Origin of the sequence: Blastopirellula marina DSM 3645, assembly GCF_000153105.1 — a bacterium.
Classification (GTDB): domain Bacteria; phylum Planctomycetota; class Planctomycetia; order Pirellulales; family Pirellulaceae; genus Blastopirellula; species Blastopirellula marina.
The window spans coordinates 1,969,498-1,983,324 of sequence record NZ_CH672376.1 but is presented as its reverse complement, the minus strand read 5'-3'; the positions used below and the strand labels follow the sequence as shown (position 1 = coordinate 1,983,324).

Annotated in this window: 9 protein-coding genes; 5 read left to right on the top strand and 4 right to left on the bottom strand. The window is 55.3% G+C overall.

All coding sequences use genetic code 11. From position 1 onward, the window contains the following. Positions 1-50 precede the first annotated feature (50 nt). The gene (locus tag DSM3645_RS28015; protein ID WP_002652013.1) at positions 51-434 is read left to right on the top strand and encodes a GlsB/YeaQ/YmgE family stress response membrane protein; all 384 of its coding nucleotides are present in this window, start codon (positions 51-53) and stop codon (positions 432-434) included. 160 nt (positions 435-594) lie between these two features. On the opposite strand, the gene DSM3645_RS09955 is transcribed toward DSM3645_RS28015, so the two are convergent. Continuing rightward, entirely contained in the window at positions 595-933 is a 339-nt protein-coding gene (locus DSM3645_RS09955) for a P-II family nitrogen regulator (protein WP_002652012.1), read from the bottom strand. An 894-nt stretch (positions 934-1,827) separates the two neighbouring features. On the opposite strand from DSM3645_RS09955, the gene DSM3645_RS09945 reads away from it, so the two are divergent. Beyond that, a complete protein-coding gene (locus DSM3645_RS09945; RefSeq protein ID WP_002652010.1) occupies positions 1,828-2,262 on the top strand; it encodes a SufE family protein in 435 nt (144 codons plus the stop codon). A gap of 112 nt (positions 2,263-2,374) precedes the next feature. Then, positions 2,375-3,364 carry a 3-keto-disaccharide hydrolase gene (locus DSM3645_RS09940; RefSeq protein ID WP_002652009.1) on the top strand — a complete coding sequence of 330 codons (990 nt, stop codon included), beginning with the start codon at positions 2,375-2,377 and terminating at the stop codon, positions 3,362-3,364. Between the two features lie 65 nt (positions 3,365-3,429). On the opposite strand, the gene DSM3645_RS09935 is transcribed toward DSM3645_RS09940, so the two are convergent. The 3 genes from DSM3645_RS09935 to DSM3645_RS09925 all read right to left on the bottom strand — a co-directional run bounded on the left by DSM3645_RS09935 (position 3,430) and on the right by DSM3645_RS09925 (position 9,244). Beyond that, entirely contained in the window at positions 3,430-4,122 is a 693-nt protein-coding gene (locus DSM3645_RS09935; RefSeq protein WP_002652008.1) for a lysophospholipid acyltransferase family protein, read from the bottom strand. Between the two features lie 255 nt (positions 4,123-4,377). After that, complete coding sequence (locus tag DSM3645_RS09930; RefSeq protein WP_002652007.1) at positions 4,378-6,348, bottom strand: alpha/beta fold hydrolase; 1,971 nt, start codon at positions 6,346-6,348, stop codon at positions 4,378-4,380. A gap of 580 nt (positions 6,349-6,928) precedes the next feature. Next, positions 6,929-9,244, bottom strand: coding sequence for a hypothetical protein (locus DSM3645_RS09925; RefSeq protein ID WP_131282397.1), 2,316 nt, complete (start codon positions 9,242-9,244; stop codon positions 6,929-6,931). Between the two features lie 1,446 nt (positions 9,245-10,690). Between DSM3645_RS09925 and DSM3645_RS09920 the strand changes: the two genes are divergently transcribed. Together DSM3645_RS09920 and DSM3645_RS09910 are read left to right on the top strand one after the other, a co-directional pair. Then, the gene (locus tag DSM3645_RS09920) at positions 10,691-12,457 is read left to right on the top strand and encodes a tetratricopeptide repeat protein (protein ID WP_237564792.1); all 1,767 of its coding nucleotides are present in this window, start codon (positions 10,691-10,693) and stop codon (positions 12,455-12,457) included. 523 nt (positions 12,458-12,980) lie between these two features. Continuing rightward, on the top strand, positions 12,981-13,178 hold the full coding sequence (locus DSM3645_RS09910) for a cold-shock protein (RefSeq protein WP_002652003.1): 198 nt from the start codon (positions 12,981-12,983) through the stop codon (positions 13,176-13,178). The last annotated feature ends 649 nt before the right edge of the window (positions 13,179-13,827 follow it).

The following is a 13,827-nucleotide window of genomic DNA, read 5'->3' as shown; positions in this document are numbered from 1 at the left end:
AACTGAAAACCCCCACCACTTCGGTGCTAGCGAGTACGGAGCAAATGACTATGGATGGCGAATTTTCGGCTCAAATTCAACATTGGTGCGAAATTGTGTTGATGTGGGTGGGATTTGGAACAATTACCGGACTTCTCGCCAAAGCGATCATGCCTGGCCGCGACCCAGGCGGACCCATCGCAACTTTGGCGATGGGAGTTGGCGGCTCGATCATCGGCTGCGCCGTTCTGGCCTATTTCTATACTGGAGAGCGGGTTTCACCGATTAGCCCGCTTGGTTTTGTGGTCGCCGTGGCCGGCGCCTTCGTCATTCTGACGTTCTACCGCTTGTTGGCGGGTCGCATGATCGACGAAGGGGGCGCCTCTCACCGAGTACGGGGTCCAAGCTTCTTTCGTTCGCGCCGTAGACGCTACGCCGATCAAGAGACGGAATAGCTGACGCCCAAGCTGCGAATCCGAGCACCTGCGGGCAAGAATGCAAAAAACCGCTTTGGTATCGGCCAAAGCGGTTAAGAACGATTTGCAACATCGAATCGGTAATTGCCTAAGCAAGAGAGCCTTTTAAAGAGCTAAACTTGCGTGGAAGCCATGCGATTTAGATTGCGGCCGAACCCGATTCGGCGGTCCGAATGCGGATCACGTCCGTCAATTCGCTGACAAAAATCTTGCCGTCGCCGATCTGACCCGACTGTGCTTTTTCGATGATGGTGTCGACAATCTCTTGGAATTGTTCGTCGGTAGCGACGATTTCGATTTTGATTTTTGGGACGAAATCGATCGAGTACTCGGCGCCTCGATAGGTTTCGGTCTGACCCTTCTGGCGACCAAAGCCCTGAACTTCGATTGCGGTCATTCCGCCAAATCCCTTGCTGACCAAGGCATCTTTAATCTCATCCAGCTTGTGATGACGGACAATCGCTTCAATTTTCTTCATGGACGAACATCTCCGTATTCTGACGTGACGTGGAACGGGCGCTATAGGACACTCGCCCTTCGCAACGCTCAAACTTGCCTTACCGACACCAACTGTCATCTGCGTTGGGCAGACGAGAGAGACTGTTGGACAGCCAGCGCAGACCGCAAAACCGGCCTCCCGCAAAATTTGAGCGACTTGCACCACGGAATGCAATCATTATGCCAAACGACGAAAAGAGGCTAGCATCCGACCGCAAACCCTTTTACAGACAAGAGTTACAAACATCATTCCAATCGCGAATAGTACAAAGAATGCCGGCGAAATTAGCAATAATCGGCGCAACACGCGCGAAATGCATGCACAGAAATGAAAAAGACTTGCGCCATTGAGGGTCGCGCAAAAAAAAACGGCCGAGGCCAAAGAGACCTAAATCTCCTCAGCCTCGACCGCCGTTCCCAACAGCCCCGTCGTCAGGAACAACACCCCATCATGCTTTGGGTAAACGAGGTCGTGCCTCGTAGTTGATCGATGTTGAACTCTCTCTTGGAAAGAGAGCGATGCGTTGGCCAGTTCCCGGCTCACTCCCGCATCCTGCAGAGTGAATTGAGAAATGGACCACGCGTCTGCAAAGTTGAGCCGCATACGTTCCCGCGACAAATCGATGACCATCCTGGTCGATCCTGATCTGTCGAAACAACTTCGACTCTTCTTCGCTGCGTAACGGCAATTGCATTCAGCGTGCCGAAATCGAAAAACATGATGCAATTGTATAAAAATCGCCTATTTCGCCGTATTATCTCAGCATCGCGACAGAATCCGCCGCGAATTTCCCGGAAGCCGGTTGCCTAAAATGAATGCAACTGCCCATGATGAAAGCACTGCGATTCATTTTTGTGGGAGAGCTAGGCACGCGTGACTGATATTCCGACCCTTACAGCCGCTGAACTCGTCGAAGAATTTGAGTTCTATGACGATCCTATGGATCGTTTTCAATTTCTGATCGAGCTCGGCAGGCAGATGCCCCCGCTCGACGACGCCTACAAAGTCGAAGCCTTCCGCGTGCAAGGCTGCCAGAGCCAAGTCTGGCTCGTACCGCAAGCCAGCAAGGATGGCGGCCAACTCTATTTCCTCGGCGATAGTGACGCTCAGATCGTCAAAGGTCTGGTCGCTTTGTTGGCGATGCTCCTCTCTTACAAGACGTCCGAAGAGATTCTGGCGTACGATTTAGAATCGCTCTTCGATCAGATCGGCTTGGCCCAGACGATTACTCCTTCACGGGCCAACGGCTTTTACAACATGGTGCAGCGGATTCGGGATTTAGCCGCCGCTGCCAAAAACAACGCGTAGTTTCGCTAATCGACGTAACCCGGTTTAGTTGCGTCCCCTTTGCCGTCAGGGCACAATAGGCGTTTCTGTTCCCAAAATTCCCCCCAATTCCATAGCCCCCAGAGACCACCTGATGAAATTGAACCTCACTCGTATTGCCCTCGCCGGCCTGATCTCGCTAGCGACCGTCGGTTACGCGACTGCCGCCGACGACACGCCGACCTACACCAATCCCAAAGAAGCAGGCGAAGCCTATCCCATCCAAGGCGAATACGTCGGAACCGTGACGATGGATGGCCAGGATGTGCCGCTCGGCGTGCAAGTGATCGCGTTGGGTGAGGGCAAGTTCCGCGGGGTCGGTTATCCCGGCGGACTCCCCGGCGACGGTTGGTCGCGCGGCATGGAAACCCACTCAGCCGAAGGCAAGCTGGAAGATGGCGTCGTCACGATGGAAGGGGATCACGCGAAGATCACCATCGCCAACGGCGTGATCTCAGTCTTCTCCACCGCCGGTGACAAGATCGGCTCGCTGAAGAAAACGGTTCGAAAAAGCCCGACGCTGGGCGCCAAGCCGCCGACCGGAGCGACCGTGTTGTTTGACGGAGCGAGCGCCGACGCTTTTGAAAACGGCAAGATCGTGCAAGACGGTTTCCTGTTGGCCGATTGTTACACCAAAGAGAAGCTGGGCGATCACACGCTGCACATTGAGTTCATGACCCCGTTCAAGCCCGACGCTCGCGGCCAGGCCCGTGGTAACAGCGGCGTTTACATGCAAGGTCGCTACGAACTGCAAGTGCTCGATTCGTTCGGCCTCGAAGGAGAAAACAACGAGTGCGGCGGCATCTATCAAATCTCGAAGCCGAAAGTCAACATGTGCTTTCCGCCGCTCACCTGGCAAACCTACGACATTGACTTCACCGCCGCCAAATACAACGAAGCCGGCGAGAAGACCACCAACGCTCGGGTGACCATCAAGCAGAACGGCGTCGTGATTCATGACGACCTCGAACTGCCGAAGCACACCCCGGGTCGCGAACAAGAAGCGAACAGCCCGGCGGCGTTGTATCTGCAAGGACACGGCAACCCGGTCGTTTACAAAAACATCTGGGTTCTCAAAAAGTAAGGCCGCTTCGGCTTTACCAGCGATTCAATCCGAGAACGCCGGCGATTTCAATCGTCGGCGTTTTTTTAGGCCGCGATCTCATCGCTGGACGCTTGTTCGACGACCACTGCCGGCGCTTCGGCCGGATCATGCTCCGCTTCCAGCGAGTTCAGCGAAGCTTCGATGCGGCGACGGTAGTCTTCCAGCGACTCGTCTGTGATGGGACGCACAGGCTCGGCAAAATAACCATGCACGCGGCAAAACGGCTGCGGAATCTGAAGCCGATCCCAGGTCTTCGCCAAGATCCAGCGCCGCTCTGGCACCGCGACCATGTTGATCACGACGGCGCCTGTCTTTTTTGAGAGGGCCGCGACCCCTTTGTGAACGCGATTACGCGGCCCACGTGGTCCATCCACCGCCAGATAAGCCGGTTTTCCGCCGTCGACATGCTCGATCAAGCCGACCAGCGCCTCGCGGCCCCCTTTGGTTTGACCACGGGTTCGATTCGACCCACGGATCGGCGTGACGCCCATCATTCGCAAGGTCGGAACGATCAACTCTCCGTCCAACGACTGCGAGACCATCGCAGCGGTCCCTGCTTCGCCTCCCATCGCGGCGGCGACCTGATGGGCATGCAAAACCGAATAGACGTACGGAACGCCAGCGGCTCGCAGAGCGGGCCGTGGATCGTTATGCAAACGAACTCGACAAGTCCATCGCAACAGCAAAACGACGATCGCCGCCAACCAGGCGATGGTCCAATTCAAAATATATTTCACGGCCTTCGGCTCTTCCGCACGACAAATGACTTACGACGTCCGATTCGCAGCCCTAAATCGGCCAGTTGATCGCGACGAAAAGAACGCACACGGCTCGTCTGCCTGAGACGAACGCGTCTACGTCCAGCGGTCCGCCGCAGCGCCGGCTCGCCGTGATTGCCCACGCCATCCACATCGCCGGGCGTTGATGGGGCAATCGAGAGATCGGGAGTTTACCTAGCAACCGGCGAAAGGGTCAATGCGACCGCAGGCCGATTATTCAGCCTCTTTCGTCGGTTTGACCTGCCAGACTTCATCAAAGAAGTCTGCAGCCGCTACTTTGCCGGGAGTCGATCCATTCGGGGGAGTCGTGATGTCAATAATCGCCCAGTCGGGCAATTGCGGGTTCTGCCGAGAATTGCTGCTATCATCCGCCTCGCGAAAGGTCGGACCGCTGTTGAGAACCAGATACTTCTGCGGATTCAGGGGGTTCGGGTAAATCATCAACGGCACGTGGACATCAGCCGAAAATTGACGCCCTCCAAGCGTCACTTGCTTCTCGTCCCAAGTGAGCGGTAGTTTCTCCAGCGAGTCTCGAATCAGGCGGTTCGTTTGCGGCGTCCCCCACGCGATAAGGTGATACTTGGCGATGTCGGCCGGCGTCACCTGATCGTCATATTTCCAGCGCGGCTTCCCCCGGAAGAGCGCCTGCCAGCGATCGTCAAAGTGGGCGATCTCAAACTCGAGCCATTGCTGCAGTCGCGCGTTCGTCGACTTCTCGCGCGGCACGACCACCATAAACGGCTCCAGAAAAACGTCATCGATTGGTCCTTGGAGGCCCGGCAGTTTCGCCAATTGTTCGGCGTCGGCGGCGGGAGCAGCAAACGTCCACTCTCCGTCTTGTTTCACCAGCGAAAGCGGCGCATCGTCCGCAGGCGCCGTTTCGACATTCAACTTTTGGCCATCGATCTCGACCACAAAGCCGGTCGGGATTTTTTGCAGGTGCAGCGCCAACGCGGCGATGTTTTTCGTCGTCAGCGTCACCGAGTCAGGCCACGCGACCTGGGCGTCGATCCGCGAATCTCGCCAATGCTCCTCCAGTCGCAAAGCTTCGACCCAATGCATGTGTCGATAGCGCAGCGTTTGGGTTTGCAGCGAGACTTCGGTCGGCGTCCTATTCAAACCGGCGTCGCGAAACTCCTTCATTTTGGCGAGCAGCACTTTCAGCGTCTCTGGTTCATACTTATGCGCCGTCTGGGGACCGATCAAATGGGGCAACGTACGACCTTCGGCGGCGTACGCAGCTTCCATTACCTGGGCCGCTTGAATCTGCTTGTCGATTTCGCCGCTATAGGCGATGACCGGCAGATTGAACAGATTGCGCACGTAGTCGGGAACGTCGTAACAGCCCCATAGTTTTTGCGTGTAGCTCGGCGGATAGTTCTCTGGCTTCAGTTTTTGATAGCGGGCCGTCTCAGCGAATCCAGCGCCTGGGCTCATCGCGACCCAATGATCAGCATAGTGAGCGCCCACATGCCAAACGCCGGCGCCCCCCATTGAAAAGCCCATTAGGACGATCCGATCGGGATCAATCGCATAGCGCTGTTTGACATCTTCGATCGCGTCCAGAATATCGATCTCGCCGGCCGACTTAAATCCAATACATTGCCGGCCAAATGGATGCAGCGTGATCGCATCGTCAGGCGCGACATAGCCTTTGCTGCGTTGACGACCATGGATGAAATAGAGATCGGTTTCTTTATCGCCGCGTCCATGCAACCAGACGTACAGCGGAACCGGCTTCGACAGATCCAGATCCGCCGGGATATGCAAACCATACGGTTGCGGCGAATCGTCGATCGTACTGCGATAACCGCGCACCAACAAACCATCGGCGGTAGTCCACTCCGGCTTACCAGCGTCAATTTGGGCGATCCGCTGTTCGGCCGAGTCAAGCGCCGCCCGAGCGACGTTGACATCTTTCGGTTTGTAGAATTCGCCGTTTCGCAGCGCGAGCGAAACCGCTTTCAAATAGATCTCGGCGTCGATCGACAACGGATTGTTTTCGACCGTCTCCAGTTGCTTTTGCAGTTGCTCTAAACGGGTCGTTAGTTCCGTCTTTGTTTTGGCGTCAATTTCCATTCCCAGCGGCGGCAAGATCCGTCGGATCGCAGGGATAGAATCCTCGGCCCAGGAAGCGGAAGCCAGCGACAAGACAAAACAAACAGTCCAGACGTAGCGCATCATTTTTTGGCGAACGGGTTGGATAGGAAGGGGGATAGGAAGCAGACGAAGAAGGAGATATTGACGCATAGGAAACACCCATCAACAACTCCCCATGGTAGTCAAAATGCGGCAAGCATGCGATTGCGCTGGGCCGCGATGAAACCAGCCCTTATTGCACGACTTTTACCGCCTACCGTCCGGTTCCTAAAGACCGTCCAACCAATTCTCAAACCGGCTACCCAAACTGCCTAGTTTCATCGTCCTCGCCCCAACGAGCGCTGGGCGGCCCAGGCAGTTTGTCCAGAACGGACCGAGTTACGTCCGCAACAAAATGCAACGTCCACTTGCGGAATCGTCCCCCGACAACCGCAAAGCGACGCTCCGTCCCTCTCAGCGTCGACCAGAGGCCAAACCGATTTTAAAGGAGTAGCTGGGAGACCATTAGCGCCGGAGCGATACAGACAGAGACTGAATACTTCGAGCGCCACTGGCCGAAGTCAGCCTGGTAGCGACTGGCTTGATCGTAACTCGGTTTGCTCCACCCACCTATGTGACCGTCAATGAAATCATGGAGCCCGCGCGTTATCGGGATCGTACTCCATTACTTCGACAGCAAAGGCAATCCCTTGATGGTGTTTTGCAATCCGCCGACGGTTCCGCCGACCGTGCTACCGACTCCATTTAACCCTCCTCCCACGGCGCCGCCGATTCCATTCAGCCCGCCTCCCACGGCGCCGCCGACTCCACTTAAGCCGCCGCCTAGGCCTCGCACGGTGCTGGGTAATCCGCCTGCTCCGCCGAGCGAAGAAGCTTTGAACGAAGTCTGCGATCGAAGGGAGCCCAACGTGCTTTGCTGAAGATGGATAGTTTGGTTCAGCTTGGTGCTCTTAAGCGAATTCTGCAGCAATCCAGATGCTTCTGCCGACAGCGTCGCAGTTCCCTCAAGCTTGCCTATTTGGGGCCGAAGAGATTTTCCTGAAGAGTGGTGAATATCTCCGAGCACATTTGCGACGAGTCGCCGCGATAGCGCAGATGTTTGCACTGCGGCATGCTCGGTGGAAGTCAGCAGTAATCGCTTTGTTGCAGCGGCGTTAACCGGCGGTCGCCATTCTCTATGGCTTTCATAAAAATGCTCCCACCCGGCCAGGCGACGCTCAAAGTCAATATTGCCAAGTCTATGTATCTTCTGATATTGCCCCAACAAGGTTCCTTCAGCGAGCCCGGCTTTTCTCCAAGCGATTAGTCCCAACGATTTTCCGGTCTCGCCATAATAATCGCCGAAATAGAATCGGTCATTGGCGCGATCGACGAATAGATGCAGTAACAGATTACGAATCAAAATCGGCTCGGTGAGCGTGATGGAGACCGTGTTTGGTTGCGACATCGAAAGGGTTGAAGCGTCAATCGGCGCAAATAATATGCCGCGATCTTCCAGCAAATAGTCGAGATGGCGCACGGTCTTCACAACGCCAGTAGCGGTAGCGACTCTTGCAGCCGGGGCAATAATCTCATGTGGTCCCTGTTCCGCTAAGGATTTTATCTCGCCGGTAACCTTCCAGTAGCCGGCTGTCCGAATGAATCCATTTTCCGAGCTCAGCCAGCTTCCAGCGACCCATTCCATCCCCTGGGGCGCGCGTCGCAAAACGCCGGTCACCCACACAAATTTTTGTTCAACAGGCTCAAACGACCAGTACCCCGGTATAAACGAGAGCCCATCGTCAATCTCATTCACGATTTCACGAACAGATGGCGGCGGAGTGATCGGCGCCATCTCTCCATAAAGGACATCACCGAGAAGGGGACGAGCGAAGGCTTCATGTAACGAACCTCGAAATCGCGATGCCTCTGATGTCGCTGCCACGATTTCGTTCAGATTCGCTTGCGATGATCGATTGATTCCCGCGTTCACATCGACCAGGCGTCCCGTGGGCCGATTGTTCGCGGAGTTATCCATACCTGCGTTCACGCCAACCAAGGGGCGTCCGCCATCATTCGCGCCGCTGCCCGATCGATCGATTCCCGCGTTCACATCGACCAGGCGTCCCGTGGGCCGATTATTGGCGGCGTTATCGATACCTGCGTTCACGCCCACCAAGGGTCGTCCGCCGTCATTCGCGCCGCTGCCCGATCGATTGAGTCCCGCGTTCACATCGACCAAGCGTCCCGTGGGCCGATTGTTGGCGGAGTTATCCATACCTGCGTTCACGCCCACCAAGGGGCGTCCGCCGTCATTCGCGCCGCTGCCCGATCGATTGATTCCCGCGTTCACATCGACCAGGCGTCCCGTGGGCCGATTTTTCGCGGAGTTATCCAGACCTGCGTTCACGCCCACCAAGGGTCGTCCGCCGTCATTCGCGCCGTTACCCGATCGATTGATTCCCGCGTTCACATCCACCAAGCGTCCCGTGGGCCGATTGTTCGCGGAGTTATCCATACCTGCGTTCACGCCCACCAAGGGTCGTCCGCCGTCATTCGCGCCGCTGCCCGATCGATTGAGTCCCGCGTTCACATCGACCAAGCGTCCCGTGGGCCGATTATTGGCGGAGTTATCGATACCTGCGTTCACGCCCACCAAGGGTCGTCCGCCGTCATTCGCGCCGCTGCCCGATCGATTGAGTCCCGCGTTCACATCGACCAGGCGTCCCGTGGGCCGATTGTTCGCGGAGTTATCCATACCAGCGTTCACGCCAACCAAGGGGCGTCCGCCGTCATTCGCGCCGCTGCCCGATCGATTGATTCCCGCGTTCACATCGACCAAGCGTCCCGTGGGCCGATTGTTCGCGGAGTTATCGATACCTGCGTTCACGCCCACCAAGGGGCGTCCGCCGTCATTCGCGCCGCTGCCCGATCGATCGATTCCCGCGTTCACATCGGCTAATTGGGCTGTCGATCGATCGTTAATTTGGTCGCCACTCATAATGGACGCACGACTAAGGGGACGAATGGTTGTTTCACCCTGCGTCGGACTTCCACTCTGCGTCGGACTTCCACTCTGCGTCGGACTTCCACTCTGCGTCGAACTTCCACTCTGCGTCGAACTTCCACCCTGCGTCGAACTTCCACTCTGCGTCTGGTTACCGCGCGGGCCCGGGCTGTCACCTCCTGTTGCTGACCCCTGACCGATCGGAGTGTTCGTTGGACCCGCGTTGCCGCTGCGTGACGATGGGCTCGGAGAATTTCTCGGAGAGGCTTGACTCGCTGAGGATCTCTGATTCTCGTTAGGAGCCTGATTGTCCGTGACGACGTCGTCGGTTTTTGAATCGTCGTTACCGCTTGGGGTTCCAGCATTTGGAGTATTGGATGATTCCGTTGCGACTTGGCGTTCGCTGGAACGTTGATCGTCACGACTCGAATTGTCGGCGAATGACTGCCCCTTGGACGAACCATCATCGGCGGAAGTCGACTGACTACCCGAGGGGGTCTGACCATCGTTGGCGTTTCGTCGATTTGATCGATTCTCGCCCGAGGACTGCCGCGACGAATCGCGATCACCGGCACTCGTCGACGAATCCATCCCAGCTGTTCCAGCTTGGCCCTCTGAGGCGTCAGGATCACTGGAATTCGCGCCACGCTGATTCGTTGAATTGCGGTCGCCCGCTTGACTTGCGTTTTCTTCCATTTCGGACTGCGGCATCTCTCGATCGCTGAAATACTCGCCTTCATTCACCCGCACTTGTAAGGCGACCTCACCTTTTTTGTCGGACAAAGTGCGAACTTCCACCGGTGCTCCAGCCGATAATTCGCTCATTTTATGACGCGGATGAAGTTCATCGACGACGAGAAATGCAGCGATATCGTGCACGACGAAAGAACGCCTTTGGGCGACTTCCTTTTGCGTATCACCGGGCGCAGTCACACGCTGAATATCCATCACCAGGACAGGTTCGTTGTAACTGACAAATGTTCCTTCGTAGCGCCAGGAAGGAATTGTGGTCAGAACTGTTTCACTATCAGCGATTTGGCTGAGGCAGAATGGCGAAAAAGAAAAAACAGCCACGAAAAACATGCATGTTCGCAGCCAAACATTTCGCTGGTTCATGGATTTGCCCCCATCTCGATTACCCAGACGTCCATGAAGGCGAACACGCCCTCATCAATACAAACATATGCCTGTTCCCCGCAACTGCTGGGAAATCTCTGCTTTTAATGCTTGCACATCGATTTCGCGCACGAATAACTTTCATGAGTCGTACAGTACGCACGCGAGGCGATTGAGATGCATGCGTTCCCCGACTCCACGCGAGAATACTGGTATTAGGGGCAAATCGAGATGTACCATTTCATTCGCGCAGTAAGTCTATGCGCATTACTGACCTTGATCTGCACAGATCGAAGTTCAGCTCAGACTCCCTTTTTTTCGTTCTTGAGTCGACAGCCTAAAGCGGCGGAGGACGCGCCCGTTGAGCCAGAACTTCCGCGGCAACGCTATCCGTTGAACGATCCGCCGACATCTGCCTTTCGCATGGCGCAGGCGACGGGTGCGCCGATCGAAGAGAATCTATCGCCGCAAAACGGCGGTATCCCCTCACCGTTTCCACCCCGTTTTGTTCCGCAGGGGCCGGCGTTGATCCCGCTTCCGCCGCTTGATCAGGAATCGCCTGCTACCTCGGCGCCAAATCAAGAGTTGGATCGCATCGAATCGTTGGCGGTCGCCGCGCTGCAACGAGAGGATTGGAAAGCAGCGGAGAAATATTTGAACCAAATTCTCGCACAAAATCCGACCCATCGGGACGCTTTGAAAGTATTGGCCAACATGCTGCGGAGCCGGGAACGTCCGGCCGATGCAGTAAAACTTCTCCAGCAATACCATGCTCATTTTTCTGATGACGCCGAGATCACCATGATCTACGGACGAGCCCTGTTGGAAAATGAGGAAACGGATGCGGCCATCCGTTCTTTACTAGCCGCCGAACGCATTGATCCAAAGTTGGATGACGTTCGATTTTTCTTGGGGTCCGCTTATTTGCAGGCCGAACTGCCGATGAAAGCCTGGTCTGCGGTACAACAGGGCGAAAACTCCAGTGCGGAAGCTTCGCAATATCAGTTGTTGACCGAGGCGACAGCGCTCGCTCAATTGGGACAATTGCGACAAGCGGACACGATTTTCTTCGAGGTATTTTCAAATCCTCAATCTCAAGCGGTTGCGGAAATGGCCGAAAATTATCGCCATGAAATAAAGGAAGCGCTGCTGGAAACGCCGCGATTTTTTGGCGCGGTTAAATTAATGCAGCGCTATGACGACAACGCAGGCGTAATTCCAACTTCCAACCTGTTCAACGCACCGCCGATGACGGTTCCATCCTTTGGCGGACTATTATCCGCAGACCTTAACTACTATTTGCTTCGCACCTACCAGACTAATGTTGTCGCAGGATATGCGCCCTTGGCGACGCACTACTATCGCGACTTGGCTTCGCAGTTTGACTTGATCGGTCACTCTGGTTATCTATCGATGACGAACATTGGTTTAACGCCCTGGCGCGACCGCCCTTATGTGGCGGCCATTCGCACCGAGTTCGATCGGCTCGACATCAATACGTCTCCTTATCTGCAGCGTTGGGGCGGCAGCGTCGCACTTTCGATCAAAGAAAATGACATCGTCACCAACAGCGCCGTCCTCCAACTCTCTAATTTTGACTTTTTGGGCCTTGGTCCGGGAATCGAAGGATCGCCCAGCGACGCGGATTCCTTCAGTTGCCAAGCGGCCTTCTCGCGACAATGGCAAACCTGGCGTCGCAACTTGAAGTGCCGAATTGGCTACGCCTACAATCGCAACGAATCGCAAGGCAGCGACTTTGACTACAACGGCCATATCGCATCGTGCGGATTATCTTATGATTTCGAGGATGAGTCGTACGCCGCTGTCGACCTGCAATATTTCTATCGTCACTACGATCATGTGCAGACAATATCCGGCATCACGCGAGAAGACTCGGAAATATTGCTAGGCGCCAGCTATGTGCGTCCCCTGTGGCGAGAATTCGACTTACTGCTCACCTACGCATACGATCTCAATGACTCGGATCTGGTCAGCAATACTTATGACCGCAACGTCATCGAGATCGGCGTACAATGGAACTTCGGTCAAAACGATCCCAATGAACCGTCGCAGCGGCGTTGGCTTCGGTAAGCGTCTCTTTTCAGAGTTTGACTCTGAGCGAATCCCAAAGACGCTACGCGAATTGCAAAAGGCCGGAGGTCTCACTCCGGGATTTCGATCGCGAAGTACGTTTCGCGCTGCGAAAGGCGACTAACTGCATCGGACTCTCGTCTCGGATTACGTTTTTACTTTCGCATTCCGCTTTTTGGTGATGCACGGTGGGTGGATCGTCAGCCGGTCGGTGGGTTGCGCAAACCGGTCATATCGATTGGCGATGGTGGGATCGAACAAGTTTTTTGCTTCCCCGACTCCGCTACTTTGCTTCCGAACCTTGCAGGAGAAGAAAGACGAAAACATCGGGCGAAAGGGAGCAGCGCCCGTATAAAAGACTGCTGCAATTGGCCCTCTGCCCTCTTTGGCTTGAGGAAAGCAGGTCAATCGCCCCATTTACTTTACAATCTCCCTATTGCTACACTTCGTGTACCAGAATGGCGACTGAAACTGTTCCAGTGAGCAGGTTTTTCTCCATCAATACCATTTAAGAAGACGACACATGGCTGACGGCACGATCAAAAAGCTGACCGACAAGGGTTTTGGGTTCATTAACACAGGTGGTTCAAAAGACCTGTTTTTTCACTCAAAGGCTCTGCAAGGCGTGAGTTTCGACGACCTGCATGAAGGACAGAATGTAACTTTCACGGAAGCTCAAGGCCCCAAAGGCCCCTGCGCCGAGAACGTACGTCCCTCTTAGGGCATTTGCTTCCTCTACGACAGATTTAGTGGGCCGAACTCATCTTTGATGTTTCGGCCCGCTTCGCGCTGCTCGATTCCTACTCTGAGTACGAATTGAATTGTCGTTGTTAGTTAGCATCTTGCGCATCATCTGCATCTAACTGACGCGGGCGCCATTGCCACGACGTTGCGTGGCAATGCTGGTCCACGACGATTTCGCTTGAGAACGTTCCCTTTTTGCTGCTGCAAATGAGCATCGCAGAAAGCAGCTTCTCTCCTCAACATCGCTGCTCGCCGCATTCATGGGCGCGGCGTCCATGATCGATGGATCCATCAACGCAGACGATTGAAATAATCGCCTGCGTAGTTGCGATCCACATTTTCTTGACTGTCAAACTCGAATGCAACGTCGAGATCGCTGCGATTTCCTCGGCCCCCCACAGTCAGTTCTTCAAAGACGAAATCTCTGATCCTTGCAGAAAGGCCTGACGATTCGGCTTTGCCAAGATCACAATCCGCGGCGTAGAATACGTAGGCGCCAAACGAGTTTCGAGCGGGAGAGTAAAGGAGAAAGAACTCTTGTACACCTTGGCCATGAAAGCGATTTAAGAGACGCTCGCGAACATCGCTGAGCCCACGATCGCAAGACCTCCGAGCAGCCTTCGCGC